Genomic DNA, 21,028 nt, shown 5'->3' with positions numbered 1-21,028 from the left:
GCAGACCGGGCCACGAACCCCCCGCTGAGGAGACCCCGGCATGACCACCGTTGCCGCGTACGCCGCACCCGCAGCCAAGGCTCCGCTGGAGCGCACGACGATCGAGCGTCGCGCGGTCCGCGAGTTCGACGTCCTGATCGACATCAAGTTCGCCGGCATCTGCCACTCCGACATCCACCAGGCCCGCGAGGGCTGGGGCGAGGCCATCTTCCCGATGGTCCCCGGCCACGAGATCGCGGGCATCGTCTCCGAGGTCGGCCCCGGCGTCACGAGGTTCGCCGTCGGCGACCGGGTGGGCGTCGGCTGTCTCGTCGACTCCTGCCGTGAGTGCGACAACTGCAAGGCCGGCCTGGAGCAGTACTGCACCGGCGGCAATGTCGGCACGTACAACGCGGTCGGCAAGGACGGCGAGCCCACCTACGGCGGCTACGCCGAGAAGATCGTCGTCGACGAGAACTTCGTCGTCCGCATCCCCGACGCCCTGCCGCTCGACGTGGCCGCGCCGCTGCTCTGCGCCGGCATCACCACGTACTCCCCGCTCAGGCACTGGAACGCCGGCCCCGGCAAGAAGGTCGCGATCGTCGGCATGGGCGGCCTCGGCCACATGGGCGTGAAGATCGCGCACGCGCTCGGCGCCGAGGTGACGGTGCTGTCCCAGTCGCTGCGCAAGAAGGACGACGGCCTGAAGCTGGGCGCCGACCACTACTACGCCACCAGCGACGAGCAGACCTTCCAGGAGCTGCGGGGCACCTTCGACCTGATCCTGTCGACGGTCTCGGCCCCGCTGAACCTGGACGCCTACCTGTCCCTGCTGACGACGGACGGCGCGTTCGTGAACGTCGGCGCCCCCGAGGAGCCCGTCGCGCTCAACCTGTTCTCGGTGATCGCCGGCCGCAAGACCCTGGCCGGCTCCGGCATCGGCGGCATCCAGGAGACCCAGGAGATGCTGGACTTCTGCGCCGAGCACGGCCTGGGCGCCGAGATCGAGCTGATCGGCGCGCAGGAGATCAACGACGCGTACGAGCGGGTGCTGGCGAGCGACGTCCGGTACCGGTTCGTGATCGACACGGCGACGATCTGATCGTCGTATGCGCGAGTCCTATGTGTGAGTTGTACGTCTGAGTGGTACGTCTGAGCCGGACTCTGAGTGGTACGTCTGAGTGGTACGTCTGGGTCGGACGTCTGAGTCGTACATCCGAGTCGCGCGTGTGAGGGCCCCCGGTGTCTGCCGGGGGGCCCTTTCCCGGTTATGACCGTCAGGCCGCGCGCCGCGCCCCGCCGGGTTCCCGGCCCAGCAGCCACAGCAGATACGGCCCGCCGACCAGCGCGGTCAGCGCGCCCACCGGGATCTCCAGCGGCGGCAGCAGCGTACGGGCCGTCAGGTCGGCCCCGACGAGGACGACCGCCCCGGTCAACGCGCTGGCCATCAGCGGGAGTTGCGGAGCGCGGGTGAGGCGGCGGGCCAGTTGGGGCGCGGTGAGGGCGACGAACCCGATCGGACCGGCCGCCCCGGTCGCCGTCGCGGCCAGCACCACCCCGAGCACGGTCAGCGCGAGCCGCACCCGGTCCACCCGCACGCCCAGCGCGGCCGCGGTGTCCGCGTCCAGCCCGAGCGGCCGCAGCGCCCGGCTCGCCCACACCAGCGCGGGCAGGGAGCACAGCAGGACGACGGCCAGCGGCACCGCCTGCTCCCAGCCCCGCCCGTTGAGGCTCCCGGTCAGCCACAGCTTGACCTGCTCGGCGGCCTCCAGCTCGCTGTCGGCGATGTACAGCTGGACGATCGCGGAGAGCGCGACACCGATCCCCACACCGGTGAGCACGAAACGGTTCGGCTGCATCCCGCGCCGCCAGGCGAGCGCGTACACGACCGCCGCGGCCCCGAGCCCGCCCACGACCGACACGGCGGGCATCGCCCCCGGTGAGGCGACGGCCCCGGTGGCGAGCGCGACCACGGTCGCGGCGGCGGCCCCGTGCCCGACGCCGATCACATCAGGGCTGGCGAGCGGATTGCGCGTCACACTCTGCACCAGCGCCCCGGCCAGCCCGAGCGCGCCACCGACGAGCGCTCCGAGCACGATCCGGGGGACGCGCAGTTCGTTGACGATCAGGTCGTAGGGCCCCGCATCGCCCCGCACGGTGCGCCAGACCTCGCCGGGAGGGACGTGGATCTGCCCGAGACAGGCGGAGAGGATCATGACGGCGGCGAGCAGGAGCGCGAGGAGAGCGACGACGCAGAGGGATCGCCGGTGGAGGAGGAGGGAGGTGCGCGGGGTGGGCCGTAGCACGGTGAGCCCCGTCGGTCCGGGGGCACGCCTCATGAAGCGGCCCCTTTCCGCCGTACGAGAACGATCAGCACCGGCACCCCCACCAACGCCGTCATCACCCCGGCCGGCACCTCCGCGGGAGCCCGTACCACCCGCCCCGCCACATCGGCGAGCACCAGCAACGCGGCCCCGAGCAGCGCGGACAGCGGCAGCACCACCCGATGGGCGGCACTGCGGGTGATCCGCCGGGCGAGGTGGGGAACGGCCAGTCCGACAAAGGCGATCGGTCCCGCCGCGGCCACCGCGGAAGCGGTCAGCAGGGTCGCCCCGAGCGCCGCACATCCCCGTACCGTGTGCACCCGATGCCCCAGCGCCCGCGCCGTCTCGTCCCCGAGCGCCAGCGCGTCCAGCCCCCGCGCGCACGCGAGCACCAGCACCGCCCCCACCGCCAGAAACGGCAGCATCCGTACGACGGTGCCGGCGTCCCGTCCGCTGAGCGCGCCCACCTGCCAGAACCGGAACTGGTCGAGCGTGGCCGAACTCGAGGTCAGGACGACGGTCGTGGCGCCGGCGGTCATCGCGGACAGGGCCGTACCGGCCAGCGCCAGCTTCACCGGCGAGGCCCCGCCCCGGCCCCGGGCGGCGATGGCGTACACCAGGCACGCGGCGGCGACGGCGCCGGCGAAGGCGTACCAGACATAGCCGCCGAAGCCGTTCGCGAGCCCGAACGCGAGGGCGAGGACGACGCCGGCGGCCGCGCCCTGGCTGAGGCCGAGGATGCCGGGGTCGGCGAGCGGGTTGCGGGTGACCGCCTGGAGGGCCGCGCCGGCCAGCCCGAGCGCGGCGCCGGCCGTCAGCCCGATCTCGGTGCGCGGCAGCCGCAGGGACCGTACGACGAGGGCGTCCGGTGAGCCGCCGCCGTGCAGCAGGGCGTCGAGCACGGCGGACGGCGGGACGGCCCGGGTGCCGACGGCGAGGCTGAGCACGGCCGCGGCGGCCACCGCGAGGGCGGCCGCCGGCCAGGCGAGGTGCCTCACGTGCCGAGGTGTTCCGACAGCTCGGTGACGACCAGACGCGCGGCGGTCGGACCGGCGTTGAGGTACCACGGGTCGTCGTCGACCTCGACGGCCTGCCCGGCCTCGACCGCGCCCATCCCCTTCCACAGCGGCCCCGCCACCACGGCGGCCGCCTCCGTCTTCCCGGCGTCGCCCTGCACGGAGTAGAAGATCCAGTCACCGTCGGCGGTGTCGATCTTCTCGGCGCTGATGTCCTCCGAAATGGCGTTGAACCGCTGCGACTCGGGGCGGGACAGCCCCATGTCGACGGCGATCGACCCGGTGAAGGAGGAGACGCCGAACATCCGGGTGCGGTCGGGCGTGAACCGCACCATGGAGACGCTCGGATCGCCGCCGACGGCCTTCCCCGCGGCCTGCGCGTCGGAGACGATCCCGTCGAGCAGCTTCTGCGCGGCCCGACCCTTGCCGACGGCCTCCCCGACGAGCAGCAGGTCCCGCTTCCAGTTGATGCCCTGGCCGGCGGTGACCACGGTCGGCGCGATCTTCGAGAGCTTGGGATAGAGGTCGCCGAGCGAGTCGTTGACCAGGATGAGGTCGGGCTGGGCGGCGGCGAGCGATTCGAGGCTGGGTGCCTGGCGGGTGCCCGCGTCGGTCATCGCGGCGAGCTTCGCCTTGTCCCGCGGGAAGGCGTCCGCGAGGTAGTCGGGCACGAGGCCGGCGTTGTCGGCGCGGGTCGAGGCGGTCGGGACGACACCCAGGGTGAGCAGGTCGTCGAGCTGGCCGGTGCTGAGCACGGCGATCTTCTTCGGCTCGGCCTCGATCGTCGTACTGCCCTGGAAGTGCTTGACGGTCCGCGGGAAGTGACCGTCGGTGTCGGTGTCCGCGCCCATGCCGTCGGCGAGGGTGCTGGGGGCGGCCGAGGGGCCCTCGGAGGCGCCGGCGACGAGGTTGCGGTCGCCGTCCTTCTTCCCGGAGTTCGCGGCAGAGGTGTTGGCATCGTTGTCAGAGCCGGTGGAGCATCCCGCCAGCAGCCCTCCGACCACGACTGCCGCACCCAGGGCCGACTTCCACTTCGCCGTACGTACGTCATGACTCCCGATCACTTACTAAGGCGAGCCTTACCTTAACCCGTCGGGAGTATGTTGGTGACGAGGAGGCACCACGATGACCGTTCAGCTGAACCACACCATCGTCGCCGCACACGACAAGCAGGCCTCGGCCCGCTTCCTCGCCGACATCCTCGGCCTGGCGGTGAGCGACCCCTACGGCCCCTTCGTCCCCGTCGCGATCCCCAACGGTGTGACCCTCGACTACCTTGACGCGCAAGGGGAGATCACCCCGCAGCACTACGCGTTCCTGGTCTCCGAGGACGAGTTCGACACGATCTTCGCCCGCGTCCGCACCGCCGGCCTGCCCTACTGGGCCGACCCCTTCCACCACCACCCCGGTGAGATCAACCACAACGATGGCGGCCGGGGCGCGTACTTCGACGACCCGAACGGCCACCGCCTGGAAATCCTGACCCGGCCTTATGGAAGCGGGGGCGACTGAACCGAGGGGGGCCTGTCCTCGGCGCCCGGCTGTATTCCGGTGGGCGTCGGTGGTGCGGCTGCCGCAGACTGTGCGGGTGATCGTCGTGCGTCCCGTTCTGGAAGTTCAGCCCCGAGACGGCTTCTCCCTCTGGGAGCTGGACGGTTCGGAGACCTGGTCCTTTCTGCCCTTGCACGGGGGGATGGGCGAGGGGGAGATCGGGACGGCGGTGATGTCGATCGCCGCGTGCAACGGGGGCGAGGCGGAGACGGGGGCTGATGGTGAGGATCCGCTCGGCGGGTTTCTCCATGGTCTGCTCACCGGTGAGGACGTCATCGCATCCGGTGGTCTGCGGGTCACGGACACCGCGAGGGGTGTCACCTTCCGGCCCGGTTGCTGTGACGGCCTGGAGGAGTGGCGGGACTGGTGGGACCTTGTCGACGAGAACGGCACCGCCGCCACCACGGCCACCGTCTCCTTCGGTCACGACCCTTCTCCCTACGCCGAACGCCTCGGTGCCGTCGTGCGTCTGACGGTGGACGCGGAACGGGCCGACAGCCCGGTCATCCATGTGCCGGTCGCCGACCTCCGCGGGCACCTCGCAGGCGCGGAACAGGACCTGGCCGACTTCCTCGTGTCCGTCGGCGACTGGGCGGCACGGCGGTGGCCCGACCGGGGACCGGCGGTCACGGCGGCTGTCGCGCGGGCGGTGGCGATGGCGGGCGGCCGGTGACGGTCGCGGTGGTTCCACTTCATCACCTCGCCGGGAAACACGTTTGCGGTCGCTGGCCGCCTCCTGGTTCAGTCGAGGTGGGCGAGGCCTCGCAGGCGGCTCGCCGGAGGGGGCGGGGAACGTGCGTGAGCATCAGATCATCCTCAACCAGCTGGCCCAGGGCCTTCGGCCGACTCCCGACGGCGTGGACTGGTTCACCGGTCTCCCGGAGGACGAACAGCGGCTGATGCTTAAGGAGTTGGTGCAGTTCTGCGTGCAGGCGCGGGCGGTGGAGTCGGATGCCGAGGAGGCCATCGCGCTGTCCGGTCTGCGTCCCACGTACACACCGGCCGTGATGCTGACCCGGTGGCGGCTGAACATGACCCATCTCCCGCCCTACGACCGGGTCCGGGCGTTCCGTGTGCTGCTCGCCCTGTTCACCGTCGCCGACACCCGCCGACGCGAGCGGTACTGCGCCGACGGCTGCGGCCATGAGTGGCACAACATGGCCGCCGCCCCGTGAGAGCGCCGGTGGGTGCGCTGATGGGAGCGCCCCGCGGCGGCGGCCCGTCGGTCGGCGACCTCGGCCCGCCGCCTCAGGCGCGCAGACCCGTGAGCCCGTCCTGGGCGGCCATCACCAGTTCCAGCCCTCGGGTGTCCTCCGCCGGTTCGCGCATCTGGTTCGTCACGTAGGCCACGGCCATACGGCTGTCGGGCTCGATCATCACGAGGGAGCCGCCCCAGCCGCCCCAGCCGAGGGCGTTGCCGAACAGCCCGTAGCCGAGGCCGTACCGGGTGGGCATGCCCAGGATGCGGTCCTCGCCGCTGAACTGCTCCTCCCGCGCACGGTCGCAGCCCGCCCGCGACAGCAGCCGCGTGCCGCGCACCGCGCCCCCGCAGGCGATGGCCGACTGCACGAGCGCGACCGAACGGGCGTTGCCGAACCCGCTCGCCGCGGGGATCTCGGCGCGACGCCAGGCCACGCCGTTGCCGTCCCGGACGCGCACGGCGGTGCCGGCGGGGTCGGTGCTGACGCCGGACGCGCTCGCGGAGTAGTCCTCGTCCCGGGACGGCGGCGGCACCGAGAGCGCCACCCGGTGGTCGTGCTCGGCGGGCAGCCCGATGTGGAAGTCGGCGCCCAGCGGGCCGGCCACCTCCTCCGCGAAGAACTCGCCCAGGCTCCGGCCGGTGATCCGGCGGACGACCTCGCCCACGAGGAACCCCTGGGTGAGGGAGTGATAGCCGGCCGCGGTCCCCGGCTCCCATCGCGGAGCCCGCGCGGCCAGGCGCGCCGTGGCGGACGGCCAGTCGTAGAGGCCCTCGATCGGCCCGTCCCAGTCGGGCAGGCCGGCGGTGTGCGCGAGCAGGTGCCGTACCAGCACCTTCTCCTTGCCCGCCGCGGCGAACTCGGGCCAGTACCGGTCGACCGGCGCGTCCGGGTCCAGTGCGCCGCGGTCGGCCAGGACCAGCGCGGACAGCGCCGTCATCGTCTTGGTGACGGACCAGACGTTGGTGATCGTGTCCCGCTCCCACGGCACCGTACGCCCGGCGTCGGCGAACCCGCCCCAGACGTCGACGACCGGCTCGCCGTCCACGAACACGGCGACGGAACCGCCGACGTCCCCCTCGTCCAGCAGCGCGGCCAGCGCCTGGGGGACCGCCACGAACAGATCATCGTATGTGCCCTGGATATCGGCCATATACGGTATTCAGCGCGTCCGGCCCGACCGGAGGCAACCGAATTTCCGGCTCAGGCGGCGCGGCCCTCGACCGCCGCGGCGACCTCGTCGAGATCCTTGGCGATGCCCTTGCGTACCGCCCGTTCGCCCACGCCGCCCAGAATCTTGGCGAGCAGACCGCTGACGCCACCGGTCGGGGTGGCCGAGAAGGTCATCCGCACGGTCGTCGCCGAAGGCCCCTCCGCCAGCAGGTCCCACTCCGAGACGTAGTGGGACCCGTGCGACTCGGCCTCCACCACATACCGCTCGGGCGGCACGCTGGCCGTCACCCACATCTCCTCGGTGGCCTCCTTGCCGAACATCCGCCGCGTCTCGCGCCACCGCGTGCCCACCCCGAAGCCCCCTTCGGTGAGCACCTCGACCCCGGTGACCCCGCTGAGCACCCGTTGCATCCCGCGAAGATCGGTCAGCGCCTCCCATACGGCCCCCTGCCCGGCCCTGACCCGCCGCTCGACCACGACACTCCTGCTGCCCATACCCCCATGAAAGCACCGGCCACTGACAGTCGCCGCCGGAGCCTGGCCGGCCGGTCAGCCGGTCAGCGCCGTCAGCCGGTCGGCGCCGTCAGCCGGTCAGCGCCGTCAGCCGGTCAGCCGGCCAGAGGCAGGGCGGCCGCTATCTCGTTCCGCTCCTTGCGGCCGAGCAGCGGGAAGACGATCCTCAGGCCCTGCTCGCTGCCCGCCGACGAGACGACGAAGGACGAGTTGAGCACCCGCTCCTTGATCTCCGAGCGGACCAGACCCGCGCGCGGGATCGTCATCAGGTGTTCTTCCGGCCGGGCGAACGTCGGGTTGGCCCGGAAGATGAAGATGCGGCGGTCGGTCATCGCCAGATACATGGGGGTCGGCACCGGAACCACGGCCATCGCACCCCCGCTCAGGATCGCCGAGGCCGCCGCGAACGCCGCTGTCCGGCCCACGGTGACGGAACGCAGGTTCACGATGGTCGTCACCTCGACCTGCTCCCCGGGCTCGAGCAGGGGGTGGACGGCGGCCAGAAGAAGCCGACGGCGCTTTCCGTTCACGGACGTACTCCTGAAGGATCGGGCGGTGAACGGGACCGTCCCGACCACCTCGCGTCTGTCCGGCCCCCGCGCTGCCGCAGGAACCCTGTGCCCGAAAACCTCCGACCCGGACTCCCACGCGAGGCCCGGCCGCCGTGACTTGTCGGCATACCTTGCCATACGGATCCGATCGGGTACGACACCCCGGTCCCGCGATCGCGGGACGCGCGTTGCCGACCTCGACGGTGGCTTCTTCGTCCACCCTGCCGGGCACGGAATCGCCCGGAACCCTCGCGCGTTGAGGGGAGTGGCCAGGGGACGCCGGTGGTGTGCGCCGAGCAGCCCGAGTGACCGAGCTGACTGATATTGGAGGGGCCGTAATGGCTGCGCAGACGCAGAGGGCCGTGCTGGCGGGCGGATGCTTCTGGGGGATGGAGGAGCTGATCCGCCGTCTTCCGGGGGTGACGGCGACCCGGGTCGGCTACACCGGGGGTGACGTGCCGAACGCGACGTACCGTAACCACGGCACGCACGCGGAGGCCATCGAGATCCTTTTCGACCCCGCGAAGACCGACTTCCGCGCGATCCTGGAGTTCTTCTTCCAGATCCACGACCCGAGCACCAAGAACCGCCAGGGCAACGACATCGGCCTCAGCTACCGTTCGGCGATCTACTACGTGGATGACGAGCAGAAGCGGATCGCCGAGGACACGATCGCGGATGTGGACGCCTCCGGACTGTGGCCGGGCACGGTCGTCACCGAGGTGGAGCCGGTCGGCCCCTTCTGGGAGGCGGAGCCGGAGCACCAGGACTACCTGCAGCGTTACCCCGACGGGTACACCTGCCACTTCCCGCGCCCGGGATGGCGGCTGCCCGCCCGCACGCAGGGCTGACCGCGAGGGCGGCCCGGCGGCGGGACGGAACCTGTCGCAACGGGCGGCGGGCAACGGGCAACGGGCGGCGGGCGGCGGTATTCCGGTGACGGAGACCGCCCCCGCGCGGGCCGTGGGCCGCGGGCCGCGGGCAGGGGCCCGGTCAGTGCCGCAGTGTCGCCGGGCTGCCGCCGTTCGCCTCGAAGCCCGCCACCGCCATGGCCCGGTAGACGGCGAACTCCCCGGCCGGGTCCGCTGAGAGCGTCCACGGAAGGGCGCCGACATGGCCGTCCACGTGGATCAGCTGGCCCATGGCCTCCGCCCAGCGCTCGGAGCGGACCAGGAAGAACACGAGCAGATGGCGGACGTGCGCCAGCATCGGGTCGTCGGGACGGGCCGCGTGCACCGCGAACAGCGCGCCGTGTATCGCCTTCGTGACGACCTCGCTCTGGTAGAAGCTGCTGACCAGGTTCACCTCGGGCAGGTGCTCGAAGACCGCGAACAGCGGCATGGCCGCCAGCAGCGAGCCCCGCGGGGCGCGGGCCGCGGCCGCCTCCGCGAACGCGTTCGCCTGCTCCCGCGAACCGTGCCACTTCTCGCACCAGTAGTGCAGGGCCGCCAGATGCGCCCCCATGTGCGCCGGGGCGCGGTCCAGGATCTTCAGCCAGAGCTGCTCGAACTCCGCCTGCGGGTAGTTCAGGCCACGGGCCACCGACAGCTCGACGATGTACGGGATCGGGTCACCGGGGGAGAGCAGCGCCGCCTGGCCGCAGGCGTCCCTCGCCTCCTCCATGATGATCCGGAAGTCGTCCGTGCCCGGCGTCGACGTCCGCCACGCCTGCTGCACCAGGAACTCGGCGTGCACCGCGGCACCGCCCGCGTCCTTCGGCGCCTCCGTCCGCCACACCCGCAGCCACTGGCCGCCCGGCGCCTCGCTGACACCACCGGGCCGCTGCTGGAGTTCCAGGGCCGCCGCGCCGGCGAAGGCCTGGACGCGCTGCCAGCGCAGCTCGCCCTCCGTCTCCGTACCGGCCAGCAGCTGCTGCGCCGCGTGGTAGTCCTGCGTGTGCTGCACCACGTCCAGGACGTCCAGCAGGTCCTGGTCGGGGCCGGGCATGCGGATGTCCAGCTCCTCCGTGCGCACGAAGCCGTAGGTCGCCGGGTCCGCGCCGTCCGGGTGGCCCGCGGGGACCTGCTCGATCATGCCGCGCCGGCGCCGCAGCAACGGCACCACCACGAAGCCGAGCATGACCAGCGCCATCAGGACCCAGAGAATTTCCATGACTCAAGCGAACCAGACGGCGCCGACAATTGGCCAACCCGTCCCCGCACCTGTGGAAAACTCCCCGACCGCGGCCGCCGATCGCGCCCTTGGCGGGTTCCCACCGCACCCCACCCCACCCCACCGCACCGCGCCGCAGCCGAAACAGACCGCCCGGTCCGGCAGCAACCCCGCGGGCGCACTACGCTCGGTGCCCATGAGTGACAGGCATATCAGTCAGCACTTCGAGACTCTGGCGATCCACGCGGGCAACACCGCCGATCCCCTCACCGGCGCGGTCGTCCCGCCGATCTACCAGGTCTCGACCTACAAGCAGGACGGCGTCGGCGGCCTGCGCGGCGGCTACGAGTACAGCCGCAGCGCCAACCCGACCCGCACCGCCCTGGAGGAGAACCTCGCCGCCCTCGAGGGCGGACGCCGAGGCCTCGCGTTCGCTTCCGGACTGGCGGCCGAGGACTGTCTGTTGCGTACGCTGCTCAGCCCCGGCGACCACGTGGTCATCCCCAACGACGCGTACGGCGGAACGTTCCGCCTGTTCGCCAAGGTCGTCGCCCGCTGGGGCGTGGAGTGGTCGGTCGCCGACACCAGCGACCCCACCGCCGTCCGGGCCGCGATCACCCCGAAGACCAAGGCCGTGTGGGTGGAGACCCCCTCCAACCCGCTGCTCGGGATCACCGACATCGCCGTCGTCGCCCAGATCGCCCGGGACGCGGGCGCGAAGCTGGTCGTCGACAACACCTTCGCCACGCCGTACCTCCAGCAGCCGCTGTCGCTCGGCGCGGACGTCGTGGTGCACTCGCTGACCAAGTACATGGGCGGCCACTCCGACGTCGTCGGCGGCGCGCTGATCACGGCCGACGAGACGCTCGGCGAGGAACTGGCGTTCCACCAGAACGCGATGGGCGCGGTCGCCGGGCCCTTCGACTCCTGGCTGGTGCTGCGCGGCACCAAGACGCTGTCGGTGCGCATGGACCGCCACAGCGAGAACGCCACGAAGATCGCCGACATGCTGACCCGGCACGCGCGTGTGACGAAGGTGCTCTACCCGGGCCTGCCCGAGCACCCCGGTCACGAGGTCGCGGCCAAGCAGATGCGGTCCTTCGGCGGCATGGTGTCCTTCCAGGTCACCGGCGGCGAGGAGGCGGCGGTCGAGGTCTGCAACCGCGCCAAGGTGTTCACGCTCGGCGAGTCCCTGGGCGGTGTGGAGTCCCTCATCGAGCACCCGGGCCGGATGACGCACGCGTCCGCGGCCGGCTCGGCGCTGGAGGTCCCCGCCGACCTGGTCCGGCTCTCCGTGGGCATCGAGAACGTCGACGACCTGCTGCAGGACCTCCAGCAGGCCCTCGGCTAGGCCGACGTCCCCGTACCCGGGCAGGTCTCCGGGCCGGTCTTCCGGCCAATCTCTCGGCCGGTCCCCGGGCAGCCCGTCTCCCGGGTTCTCACCAGCCGGTGAGCGGTGGAGTCGTCTCCGACGGCGGCTCCACCCACGGGCGGGCCGTCACCGCCCAGACGACGAACGCCACGGTCGCCGCGAACATCAGCAGCCACAGCAGCCGCAGGGCGAGCGTCCGGCGCCGTAGCAGGCGGCTGCCCCGGCGGACGGCCTCCGCGTGGAGGTCCGTCGGTACGCGCGGCGCGGTCCGCTCCAGGATCTGCCGTACGGCGGCTTCCCGCTCGGGCCGGTTCACGACGCCGCGGCCTTCGCCCGCACGCGCGCGGGGGCCGGGCCGCGCGGCGGATGCAGCAGGGTCGCCGTCGCCCGGTCGCAGACCGAGTGCACCCGTTCCACGGGCAGTCCGAGCAGCGCCGCCACCTGCTCCTCGGCGACACCCTCGTAGAGCCTCAGGACCAGGACGAGCCGTTCCCGGGGTGCGAGCCCGGCCAGCGGGCCGGTGGCGTGCGTACGGGCGCGGCCGAGCGGCAGCCCGCCGTACCGGTGCCAGGTGCCGTGCGCGAAGCGGGTGGCCAGACACTCGCGGGCATGGTTGTACGGGTCCTCGCCGCGCAGCCGGTCCCAGCACGCGTACGTGTGCGCGAGGGCGAGCGTCAGCAGGCGGCGCGCACGCGGGTTGTCCTTCGGTCCCTCGGCCGTCAGCAGCGTGGCGGCGTGCAGCAGCCGGCCGCCCGCTCCGGCCACGAACGCCTCGAACTCCCGGGCCCGGCGGGCTTCCTGGACCGCACGCGTCTCACGCACACCGAGCCTCCCGCCGTACGGCGACCCCCTGGGAACCCTCGTACACCGCTCTCATATGAGGCCAGGCGTGGCCTTTCGGTCAAGAGTCGCGCACGCGCGGGACACGCGTCGGCGTCGTCGGCGCCGTGGTGTTACGACGCGGCCGGCGACGGCTCCGTGCCGGGGAGGCCCTGGGCGGCCATGCGGGAGGACAGGGCGGTGTTGAAGCGGGTGAGGAGGGAGCAGAACGCCTCGCGCTCCTCCGGTGCCCAGTCCTCGGTCAGCTCGGCCATCAACTGGCGCCGGGAGGACCGTACTTCCTCCAGCCGAGACTGTCCGCGCGGGGAGAGCTGGAGCACCACGGCCCGCCCGTCCTCGGGGTGCGAAGTGCGCTTGACCAGGCCGGTGTCGACGAGCGGAGCCACCTGCCGGGTGACGGTCGACGAGTCGATGCCCATGCTCGCGGCGAGCGCTTTGACGCCCATCGGGCCTTCCTTGTCGAGGCGGTTGAGCAGCAGGTACGCGGCGCGGTCCATGGAGTTGCGCACCTGCCCGACGCCGCCGAGCCGGGTCTGTTCGGCACGGCGCGCGAACACCGCGACCTCGTGCTGAAGCGTGTCGAGAAGACCGGTGTCACCGACGGTCGTCATGTCCATCGACATTTCAGGTGTTGTGGGCATGGCCGGGGGCTCACTTCATGAAAGGGCTGCTGGGTTGGGGGACAGGGTACGCGGCCGGAAGGCGGGTCGTACCGGCGCTGCGGAAACCGGTCTCGGTGGTTGGTCACAGCGGTCGTTCCCGCCTGTGAACTGCGATGCTTGTGTCATGAGCTACGGCACGGCTGACTCCTTGCGGCCCGTCACTCTCGACGACGTCCGAGGCGCCCAGAAGATGCTCTCGGACGTGGCGCGCACGACCGCGATGGAGGGCAGCCGGCACCTGTCCCAGCTCGTCGGCGCACCGGTGCACCTCAAGTGCGAGAACCTCCAGCGGACGGGTTCGTTCAAGCTGCGCGGCGCGTATGTGCGGATCGCCGGGCTGCTGCCGGAGGAGCGGGCGGCCGGTGTCGTCGCGGCCAGCGCGGGCAACCACGCGCAGGGCGTCGCGCTCGCCTCGTCGCTGCTGGGCGTGCGCGCCACCGTGTTCATGCCGAAGGGCGCGCCGCTGCCGAAGATCAGCGCCACCCGGGAGTACGGCGCCGAGGTGCGGCTGTACGGCCAGGTGGTCGACGAGACGCTGGCCGCCGCGCAGGAGCACGCGGCGCGCACGGGCGCGGTGTTCATCCACCCCTTCGACCACCCGGACGTGATCGCGGGCCAGGGCACGGTCGGTCTGGAGATCCTGGAGCAGTGCCCGCAGGTGCGCACGATCGTCGTCGGGATCGGCGGCGGCGGGCTCGCGGCCGGGATCGCGGTCGCGGTGAAGGCGCTGCGGCCGGACGTGCGGATCGTCGGCGTGCAGGCGGCGGGCGCGGCGGCGTACCCGCCCTCGCTGGCGGCCGGGCGCCCGGTGTCGTTGCGGGGCCCGGCGACGATGGCCGACGGGATCAAGGTCGGCAGGCCCGGCGATGTGCCGTTCGGGATCGTCGCGGACCTGGTGGACGAGGTGCGCACGGTGACGGAGGACGAGCTGTCCACCGCGCTGCTGCTCTGCCTGGAGCGGGCCAAGCTGGTCGTCGAGCCGGCCGGGGCGAGCCCGGTCGCGGCGCTGCTGAGCGAGCCCGGCTCCTTCGAGGGCCCGGTCGTCGCGGTGCTGTCCGGCGGCAACGTCGATCCGGTGCTGATGCAGCGCGTGCTGCGGCACGGAATGGCGGCGCAGGGCCGCTACCTCACGGTCAGCGTGCGGCTGACCGACCGGCCGGGCGCGCTCGCGACGCTGCTGGGGGTGTTGTCGGTGGTCGACGCCAATGTCCTGGACGTGAGCCATGTGCGGACCGATCCGCGTCTCGGGCTGACCGAGGCGGAGGTCGAGCTGCACCTGGAGACGATGGGGCCGGCGCACTGCGCCGAGGTCGGCCGGGCGCTGCGCGAGGCGGGTTACACCGTCGTCGACTGAGGTCGGGAGCCGTTCCGTCACTCGTTCGAGAAAGAGCATTGAGAGACGCGATACATCGCGTTATGGTGTGTCCCGGGCCACCCGTCTCGCGGCCTCGTCGCGCCCGTGCGTGCCGCCGCCCCTGGCGTCCGCCTCCTGCTCCCGTTCGGCTGGCGCACGCACGAGAACTTCGGCAAGGTGCTGGCCGGATTCGGCCTGCTGCTCCTGCTCGGCTACGCGTTCTCGTGGATCGGCGCGCTGATCGGCCTGTCCGTACGCACCCCCGAGGCGGCCACCTCCGGCGGCCTGATCTGGCTGTTCCCGCTGACGTTCATATCGAACGCGTTCGTGCCGTCGGAGAACATGCCCCCGTTCTTGCAGACCATCGCGAACTGGAACCCGTTCAGCGCCACCGTGCAGGCCTGCCGCGAGCTCTTCGGCAACCTCCCGGCGGGCTATCCGGTGCCGGACGCCTGGCCCATGCAGCACGCGGTGTGGGCATCGCTCATCTGGTCCGTGCTGATCGTCGTGGTGTTCCGAACGCTGGCGGTACGCAAGTACCGCTCGGCGGCTGCCTGACCCCGGGCATGACGAAGCCCCCGGCGGCGCGGGCGCCGGGGGCTTCGTCGGACGGAAAGGGAAGGGTTGCGGCGTCAGCCGCTGTAGGGCTCGGCCTTGAGGATCCGTACGGAGGCCTTCTTGCCGTTCGGCAGTTCGTACTCCGCGTCCTCGCCGACCTTGTGACCGATCACGCCGGTGCCCAGCGGGGACTGCGGCGAGTAGGTCTCGACGTCGGCGCTCGCGTATTCGCGCGAGGCCAGCAGGAAGGTCATCGTGTCGTCCTCGTCACCGTCGAAGGCGATCGTCACGACCATGCCGGGCGCCACGGCACCGTCCGCGGAGGCCGGAGCCTCGCCGACCTTGGCGTTCTCGAGAAGCTGGGTCAGCTGGCGCACACGGAGCTCCTGCTTGCCCTGCTCCTCCTTGGCCGCGTGGTACCCGCCGTTCTCGCGCAGGTCGCCCTCCTCGCGCGCGGCCGCGATCTTGGCGGCGATCTCCGTGCGCGCAGGACCAGTAAGGTGCTCAAGCTCGTCCTTGAGCTTGGTGTACGCCTCCTGGGTCAGCCAGGTGACGGACTCGCTGGTCTGGGTCACAGGTGCTCCTCGTCGGTACTGGGAATACAAAGCATCGCCCTACCCTCAAGCATGTTCCTCAGGGGATGGGCGAAACCACGAGCCTAACAATTCAACGGGCGAAGGGGGAGGACATAAGCCACCAGAATTACGTCGACGCAGGTCAGCGTGTACGTATTGGGGAGGGTCGAGTCCGTCAGCCGGCGTGGCAGCCGAGCAGCTCCGCCGTCGTCCCCCGTGCCGTCGTACGGAGCGTGACGACCTTGTCGATGCGTGTGTCCGCACCGGAGAAGCGGAAGTCCGCGCGGCCCACCTCGGCGCCGTTCTCGGCCTGCGAGCGCACCGTGCAGTAGCCGTCGGCCCCCGCGTCCTTGCGGACCTCGAGGTGCACCCGCACCGAATCGTCCGAGGTCGCCTCGAAGCTGATCACCTCGGCGCTGATCTTGTTCTGGCCGACGTAGTGGTAGGCGAAGTAACCGACCAGGGCCAGCAGGAACACGCCCAGCACGGTGCCGGTGATCTTGAGTCTGCGGTCGGCGCGCTCGTCCGAGACACGGCCGTAGCGGCCCTCGGGCGGTCGCGTGCTCGCCGTACTCATGATCGTCCTCTCGGCAGAACCGGTCCGGGCGTCCGGCGGGGGCGGACGAAGGTCCGAAAACGGGCCGCCCGCTCCGGACCCGGAATTATTCGCCCCCCGGTTCGGTCACTATAGAAGCCTGCGATCGCGCCGGTTCACACCGGGCGCCGACTTACCGAGGATTGAGTCTTGACTGACCAGCTGCGACTGATGGCCGTCCACGCGCACCCCGACGACGAGTCGAGCAAGGGCGCGGCCACCATGGCGAAGTACGTGTCCGAGGGGGTGGACGTGCTGGTGGTGACCTGCACGGGCGGGGAGCGCGGCTCCATCCTCAACCCCAAGCTTCAGGGCGACAAGTACATCGAGGAGCACATCCACGAGGTACGCAAGAAGGAGATGGACGAGGCTCGCGAGATCCTCGGCATCAAGCAGGAGTGGCTGGGCTTCGTCGACTCGGGGCTGCCCGAGGGCGACCCGCTGCCGCCGCTGCCGGAGGGCTGCTTCGCCCTGGAGGACGTCGACAAGGCGGCCGGCGAGCTGGTGAGGCAGATCCGCGCCTTCCGTCCCCAGGTGATCACCACCTACGACGAGAACGGCGGATACCCGCACCCCGACCACATCATGACCCACAAGATCTCGATGGTGGCCTTCGAGGCGGCAGACGACACCGAGAAGTACCCCGAGGCCGAGTTCGGCCCGGCGTACCGGCCGCTGAAGCTGTACTACAACCAGGGCTTCAACCGTCCCCGCACCGAGGCGCTGCACCAGGCGATGCTCGACCGGGGCCTGGAGTCGCCGTACGGGGAGTGGCTCAAGCGCTGGAGCGAGTTCGAGCGGGTCGAGCGCACGCTGACCACGCACGTTCCGTGCGCGGAGTTCTACGAGATCCGTGACAAGGCGCTGATCGCGCACGCCACGCAGATCGACCCCGACGGCGGCTGGTTCAAGGTCCCGATGGAGATCCAGAAGGAGGTCTGGCCGACGGAGGAGTACGAGCTGGCGAAGACCCTCGTCGACACCTCCCTCCCCGAGGACGACCTCTTTGCGGGCATCCGCGACAATGCCTGACATGAGCGCAAGCGTGAGCCTGGCAATGACGCATCTCGTTCCCCTCGCCAAGGAGGTCGACGAGAACAAGGTCACCCCCGGCGTCCTCGGCTTCATCGTCTTCGCGGCGATGGCGCTGGCGGTGTGGGCCCTGATGAAGTCCATGAGCAAGCACATGGGCAAGGTCTCCTTCGAGGAGACCCCGGCCACCGAGGACACCCCGGGCTCCGCCCCGGCGTCCACCGGCGGCACGACCGGCACGGGCCCCCAGGGCAAGGCCTCCCCGGCGAAGGGCTGACCAGGGCGCCGGGTACGCCCGGCGTACCCGGCGCACCAGAGGCCGGCCCCGCCCTACCCCGCATCCACCGCCACCCCCATGACCTCCCGTCCGTGCCGCCCCGGCACCAGGCCCAGGCGCCAGGCCTGCCAGCCGGCCTCCAGGCGTACGCCCCGTTCCAGGAGCACGCCGTACGCCTCGACGCACTCGGTGAGTCTGGGGTCACGCAGGGGATGGGCCGAGGCGGTGAGCTGGGTCAGTTCCTCCTGGGCGACCGCCGTGCCGACCTCCACACCTCCCGGTGCCGCGTACGGCAGCAGGCTGCACCGCAGGAAGCGGGCCCAGTCCTCGCCGCGACGGTCGCCGTAGGAGGCGAAGAGGGCCGCCGCCTCGTCGCAGAGGGCGAGGGCCTGCGGGGAGCGGCTGTTGCCCGCCTCGACGATCGCGAGTTCCAGGCAGGTCCAGGCCTCGCCGTGGGCGACCCCGATGCGCTGGAAGTCGGCGCGGGCGTCGACGAGGAGCTGCCGGGCGAAGCCGGAGTTGCGCAGCGAGCCGGTCTGGGCCGCGCGCTGGTCCCGGGTGACCCGCGCCGAGTGGTGCCGGGCGCAGGCCAGGCCGTAGACGTCCCGCATCCGGGAGAACAGGGACCGGGAGCGTTCCAGTTCCCGGACCGCGTGGTCCAGGTCGCCGGTCTCCTCCAGCGCCAGGCCCAGGTAGTACACGGTCCATGCCTCACCGCGCGCGTCCTCGTTGTCCCGGTGCCGGGCGGCCGCCGTGCGCAGGCCGTCCGCCGCCGCCGACGGATCCCCGGCGACCATCAGGGCCCGCGCCAGCTGCGTCAGCGCCCAGGCCTCGCCGCGGGCGTCGCGGGTACGGCCGTACAGATCGAGGGCGCGGCGCAGGTCGGCCTGTGCCCGCGGGACGTCGCCGCGGCGCAGGTTCAGCTGGCCCAGCTGGAAGTGGGCCCAGGCCTCGCCGTGCACGGAGCCGCCCTCGCGGTGCAGGACCAGGGAGCGGGTGAGCAGGTCCAGGGCCTCCGACAGCCGCGCCCGGTCCCGTTGCACCGCCGCCAGCGCGTGCATCGTCCAGGCCCGGTCCGTGGCCAGCTCGGGTGCCGCCTGGAGGTCCATCGCCTCGCGCAGTCGGGCCGCGGCCTCGGTGAGGTTGCCCTGGTGGTGCAGGGTGATGCCCAGCGAGCACAGGGCACGGGCCGCGCCGGCGTCGTGATGGGCCTGGAGATACAGGTCCACGACCGAGCTGAGCGTCGTACGGGCCTTGTCCAGCTCGCCCAGCTGGCGGGCCGCGATGCCCGTGCGCCACTGCACGGAGCGCACCAGCAGGTCCTGGCCGACCGACTGGGCCAGTTCGTTGATCTCGCCGAGGCGGTAGAGGTCGCCGCGCAGCAGGCAGTAGTCGCACAGGGCGCCCAGCAGGCTCAGTACGGCCCCCTGGTGCACGCCCTCCGCCTGCCGCAGGGTCGCCGTGATGAAGCTCGACTCGTCGTCCAGCCAGCGCAGCGCCTCGTCCAGGGAGGTGAAGCCGTGCGGGGTGAAGCGGTCCGAGCGGGTCGACATGTTGCCGTCGACCAGCCGCAGGACCGAGTCGGCCAGCTCGGCGTGGCTGACGATCAGCCGCTCCTGGGCGGCCGTGCGCTCGGCCGGCTCTTCCTCGTCCGCCAGCCGGGCCTGCGCGAAGGCGCGGACCAGGTCGTGCAGGCGGTAGCGGTCGCCGCGCACCCGGTCGACCAGTCCGGCGTCGGCGAGCGCCGCGAGATGCCGGGTGGCCTCCTCGCGGTCGGTGGCGAGCAGTGCGGCGGCCGCGGCCGCGCCGAGGGAGGCGCGCCCGGCCAGCGCGAGTCGCCGCAGCAGCCGCCGAGGCAGGTCGGGCTGGTCGGTGTAGCGCAGCCACAGCGCCCGCTCGACCGGTTCCACGGGCCCGTACGCCGCGAGGTCCGAGGCCAGGGCGCGTGGTGAGCGCGGGCCCAGCGAGGACCCCGCGATGCGCAGCGCCAGCGGCAGTCCGCCGCACAACTCCCGGATCCGGTCGGCGGATTCGGCGTCGTACGGCCCCGACGTGTCCTGCGCGGCCATGCCCAGCAGCTCCTCGGCGCCGGCCGCCTCCAGGGGGCGCACCGGTAGTTCGTGCACCCAGGCGGACAGGTCGGCGGGGAGGGCGAGCGGGGTCCGGGCCGTCACGAGGACCAGGCTGTCTGAGCGCTCCGGGACGAGCGCGCGGATCTGCTCGGGATCGCGGGCGTCGTCCAGGATCACCGTGACGGGCAGTCCGGTGAGGTGCCGCTGGTACAGCTCGCCGAGCCGTTCGACCTGCTGGTCGGGGGAGGAGCGCTCCCGGAAGAGCAGCTGCTCGCGGGGCGCGCCGAGCCGGTTCAGCAGGTGCAGCAGCGCGTCCCGGGTGGCGAGCGGCGCCTCCTCCGTGCTGTCACCGCGCAGATCGACCACGCAGGCGCCGCGGAACTGGTCCCGCAGATCGTGCGCGGCCCGTACGGCGAGCGCGCTGCGGCCGCTGCCGGGCGGGCCGTGCAGCACGACGACCACGGGCCGGGTCTGTGAACTGGCCCGGGCCGCCTGCACCCACTGCCGGATCCGCCCCAGCTCCGCGCGCCGTCCCGCGAACGGCCCGACCGGCTCGGGGAGTTGGCCGAAGGACTGCTCCAGCACCGTCCGCCCGCGCGCCGCCGCGCTCTTGTCCGCGCCGCGCAGCTGTGGGCCGGGCCGCTTCTTCGGGCCGGTCGTCGTGCTGAGCACCCGCTGCTGGTCCAGGTAGGGCCGGATCCCCCGGACCTCCAGCGCGGCCAGCCACGTCAGCCGCAACTGTTCGGCGCCGCCCGGCTGTCCGGCCCGGCCGGCGTGCCGGTGGGCGGCCGGCAGATGTGAGCCCGCGACCTTCACGACGGTCGTCGCGGCACCGACCACCCCGACGGCGACCCCGGCCCCGAGCGCCGTACCGGGGCCGGTGCCCAGGGCCAGGTCGGCGACGGCGGTGGTCACGGCGGCGACCCCGGCCACCAGCAGCGGGGTGCGTCCGCCCTCGCGCGCGTAGCGCCGGCCGAAGGTGACCCGGCCGGCCTCCGCCTCGTCCAGGGCGCGCGCGTACGCCTCGTACTCCTCGGCGGCGGTCCGGGCCATCGCGTCCAGCGCGCCGCGCGCCCGGGTCATCAGCGCCTGCCGGTCGGTACGGCCGCCGGAGCGCCGTACCTCCTCCTCCACGGCCCGCGCCAGCAACCGCTCGGCTTCCGTCCTGTGGCTGTCCCGCATGTCCCGTCCCCCTCCGGCGGTCACAGCTTTCGTCGCTCAAGTGTGCGGCGGCGGGCTGCGTGGCGCGAGGGTGCGGACGGGCTCCGGTCGC

22 protein-coding genes and 1 pseudogene are annotated in these 21,028 nt (G+C 72.2%); 10 read left to right on the top strand and 13 right to left on the bottom strand.

The annotated features are described in order from the left end of the window. Nucleotides 1-40 precede the first annotated feature (40 nt). Nucleotides 41-1,081, top strand: a complete 1,041-nt coding sequence (locus ACZ6D7_RS12030; protein ID WP_469487741.1) for an NAD(P)-dependent alcohol dehydrogenase — start codon at nucleotides 41-43, stop codon at nucleotides 1,079-1,081. Between the two features lie 175 nt (nucleotides 1,082-1,256). Here ACZ6D7_RS12030 and ACZ6D7_RS12025 read toward each other — a convergent pair whose 3' ends face one another. The 3 genes from ACZ6D7_RS12025 to ACZ6D7_RS12015 are packed head-to-tail and all read right to left on the bottom strand — an operon-like array spanning nucleotide 1,257 to nucleotide 4,383. Further along, nucleotides 1,257-2,318 (bottom strand): FecCD family ABC transporter permease, encoded by a 1,062-nt coding sequence (locus ACZ6D7_RS12025; protein WP_469487738.1) that lies wholly within the window; start codon nucleotides 2,316-2,318, stop codon nucleotides 1,257-1,259. Beyond that, nucleotides 2,315-3,301 carry a FecCD family ABC transporter permease gene (locus tag ACZ6D7_RS12020; protein WP_469487735.1) on the bottom strand — a complete coding sequence of 329 codons (987 nt, stop codon included), beginning with the start codon at nucleotides 3,299-3,301 and terminating at the stop codon, nucleotides 2,315-2,317. Before ACZ6D7_RS12020 ends, ACZ6D7_RS12025 begins: the two co-directional genes overlap by 4 nt. Then, nucleotides 3,298-4,383 (bottom strand): ABC transporter substrate-binding protein, encoded by a 1,086-nt coding sequence (locus ACZ6D7_RS12015; protein ID WP_469487732.1) that lies wholly within the window; start codon nucleotides 4,381-4,383, stop codon nucleotides 3,298-3,300. Before ACZ6D7_RS12015 ends, ACZ6D7_RS12020 begins: the two co-directional genes overlap by 4 nt. Nucleotides 4,384-4,444: 61 nt before the next feature. Between ACZ6D7_RS12015 and ACZ6D7_RS12010 the strand changes: the two genes are divergently transcribed. The 3 genes from ACZ6D7_RS12010 (at nucleotide 4,445) to ACZ6D7_RS12000 (ending at nucleotide 6,045) form a co-directional block, all read left to right on the top strand. Then, complete coding sequence (locus ACZ6D7_RS12010; protein WP_469487729.1) at nucleotides 4,445-4,831, top strand: VOC family protein; 387 nt, start codon at nucleotides 4,445-4,447, stop codon at nucleotides 4,829-4,831. Nucleotides 4,832-4,907: 76 nt separating this feature from the next. Continuing rightward, nucleotides 4,908-5,543, top strand: a complete 636-nt coding sequence (locus ACZ6D7_RS12005) for a hypothetical protein (protein ID WP_469487726.1) — start codon at nucleotides 4,908-4,910, stop codon at nucleotides 5,541-5,543. 121 nt (nucleotides 5,544-5,664) lie between these two features. Then, the gene (locus ACZ6D7_RS12000; RefSeq protein ID WP_469487723.1) at nucleotides 5,665-6,045 is read left to right on the top strand and encodes a DUF5958 family protein; all 381 of its coding nucleotides are present in this window, start codon (nucleotides 5,665-5,667) and stop codon (nucleotides 6,043-6,045) included. 73 nt (nucleotides 6,046-6,118) lie between these two features. Here ACZ6D7_RS12000 and ACZ6D7_RS11995 read toward each other — a convergent pair whose 3' ends face one another. The 3 genes from ACZ6D7_RS11995 to ACZ6D7_RS11985 all read right to left on the bottom strand — a co-directional run bounded on the left by ACZ6D7_RS11995 (nucleotide 6,119) and on the right by ACZ6D7_RS11985 (nucleotide 8,285). After that, on the bottom strand, nucleotides 6,119-7,222 hold the full coding sequence (locus ACZ6D7_RS11995) for a serine hydrolase domain-containing protein (protein ID WP_469487717.1): 1,104 nt from the start codon (nucleotides 7,220-7,222) through the stop codon (nucleotides 6,119-6,121). 50 nt (nucleotides 7,223-7,272) lie between these two features. After that, on the bottom strand, nucleotides 7,273-7,737 hold the full coding sequence (locus ACZ6D7_RS11990) for an SRPBCC family protein (RefSeq protein ID WP_469487712.1): 465 nt from the start codon (nucleotides 7,735-7,737) through the stop codon (nucleotides 7,273-7,275). 113 nt (nucleotides 7,738-7,850) lie between these two features. Then, nucleotides 7,851-8,285: a hypothetical protein gene (locus ACZ6D7_RS11985; RefSeq protein ID WP_469487707.1), complete on the bottom strand. Its 435-nt coding sequence runs from the start codon at nucleotides 8,283-8,285 to the stop codon at nucleotides 7,851-7,853. A gap of 359 nt (nucleotides 8,286-8,644) precedes the next feature. Here ACZ6D7_RS11985 and msrA point away from each other — a divergent pair, with 359 nt between their 5' ends. Beyond that, nucleotides 8,645-9,157: a peptide-methionine (S)-S-oxide reductase MsrA gene (msrA, locus tag ACZ6D7_RS11980; protein WP_469487704.1), complete on the top strand. Its 513-nt coding sequence runs from the start codon at nucleotides 8,645-8,647 to the stop codon at nucleotides 9,155-9,157. Nucleotides 9,158-9,299: 142 nt separating this feature from the next. On the opposite strand, the gene ACZ6D7_RS11975 is transcribed toward msrA, so the two are convergent. Continuing rightward, nucleotides 9,300-10,418, bottom strand: a complete 1,119-nt coding sequence (locus ACZ6D7_RS11975; protein ID WP_469487701.1) for a hypothetical protein — start codon at nucleotides 10,416-10,418, stop codon at nucleotides 9,300-9,302. Nucleotides 10,419-10,614: 196 nt separating this feature from the next. Between ACZ6D7_RS11975 and ACZ6D7_RS11970 the strand changes: the two genes are divergently transcribed. After that, complete coding sequence (locus ACZ6D7_RS11970) at nucleotides 10,615-11,769, top strand: cystathionine gamma-synthase (protein WP_469487698.1); 1,155 nt, start codon at nucleotides 10,615-10,617, stop codon at nucleotides 11,767-11,769. An 88-nt stretch (nucleotides 11,770-11,857) separates the two neighbouring features. Here the strand turns inward: ACZ6D7_RS11970 and ACZ6D7_RS11965 are convergent, their stop codons facing one another. From ACZ6D7_RS11965 to ACZ6D7_RS11955, 3 genes are all read right to left on the bottom strand, one after another. Next, entirely contained in the window at nucleotides 11,858-12,106 is a 249-nt protein-coding gene (locus tag ACZ6D7_RS11965) for a hypothetical protein (RefSeq protein ID WP_469487691.1), read from the bottom strand. Continuing rightward, on the bottom strand, nucleotides 12,103-12,612 hold the full coding sequence (locus ACZ6D7_RS11960; RefSeq protein WP_469487687.1) for a sigma factor-like helix-turn-helix DNA-binding protein: 510 nt from the start codon (nucleotides 12,610-12,612) through the stop codon (nucleotides 12,103-12,105). Before ACZ6D7_RS11960 ends, ACZ6D7_RS11965 begins: the two co-directional genes overlap by 4 nt. Before the next feature lie 131 nt (nucleotides 12,613-12,743). Further along, nucleotides 12,744-13,253 (bottom strand): MarR family winged helix-turn-helix transcriptional regulator, encoded by a 510-nt coding sequence (locus ACZ6D7_RS11955; protein ID WP_469487680.1) that lies wholly within the window; start codon nucleotides 13,251-13,253, stop codon nucleotides 12,744-12,746. A 163-nt stretch (nucleotides 13,254-13,416) separates the two neighbouring features. On the opposite strand from ACZ6D7_RS11955, the gene ilvA reads away from it, so the two are divergent. Further along, complete coding sequence (ilvA, locus tag ACZ6D7_RS11950) at nucleotides 13,417-14,646, top strand: threonine ammonia-lyase (protein ID WP_469487677.1); 1,230 nt, start codon at nucleotides 13,417-13,419, stop codon at nucleotides 14,644-14,646. Between the two features lie 147 nt (nucleotides 14,647-14,793). Then, nucleotides 14,794-15,204, top strand: a pseudogene (locus ACZ6D7_RS11945) (ABC transporter permease); the annotation flags it as partial. 74 nt (nucleotides 15,205-15,278) lie between these two features. On the opposite strand, the gene greA reads toward ACZ6D7_RS11945, so the two are convergent. Continuing rightward, nucleotides 15,279-15,779, bottom strand: coding sequence for a transcription elongation factor GreA (gene greA / locus ACZ6D7_RS11940; RefSeq protein WP_469487674.1), 501 nt, complete (start codon nucleotides 15,777-15,779; stop codon nucleotides 15,279-15,281). Between the two features lie 175 nt (nucleotides 15,780-15,954). Further along, complete coding sequence (locus ACZ6D7_RS11935; RefSeq protein WP_469487672.1) at nucleotides 15,955-16,356, bottom strand: DUF4307 domain-containing protein; 402 nt, start codon at nucleotides 16,354-16,356, stop codon at nucleotides 15,955-15,957. Nucleotides 16,357-16,524: 168 nt separating this feature from the next. On the opposite strand from ACZ6D7_RS11935, the gene mca reads away from it, so the two are divergent. Beyond that, nucleotides 16,525-17,406, top strand: a complete 882-nt coding sequence (gene mca, locus ACZ6D7_RS11930; RefSeq protein ID WP_469487666.1) for a mycothiol conjugate amidase Mca — start codon at nucleotides 16,525-16,527, stop codon at nucleotides 17,404-17,406. Further along, nucleotides 17,399-17,683: a hypothetical protein gene (locus tag ACZ6D7_RS11925; protein WP_469487663.1), complete on the top strand. Its 285-nt coding sequence runs from the start codon at nucleotides 17,399-17,401 to the stop codon at nucleotides 17,681-17,683. Before mca ends, ACZ6D7_RS11925 begins: the two co-directional genes overlap by 8 nt. A 53-nt stretch (nucleotides 17,684-17,736) precedes the next feature. Here the strand turns inward: ACZ6D7_RS11925 and ACZ6D7_RS11920 are convergent, their stop codons facing one another. Further along, nucleotides 17,737-20,937, bottom strand: a complete 3,201-nt coding sequence (locus ACZ6D7_RS11920) for a tetratricopeptide repeat protein (protein WP_469487660.1) — start codon at nucleotides 20,935-20,937, stop codon at nucleotides 17,737-17,739. Nucleotides 20,938-21,028: the final 91 nt, after the last annotated feature.

The organism is Streptomyces sp. NPDC041784 (assembly GCF_055591025.1).
The sequence above is the reverse complement of the archived record's forward strand: the minus strand, read 5'-3'. Positions and strand labels throughout refer to the sequence as shown.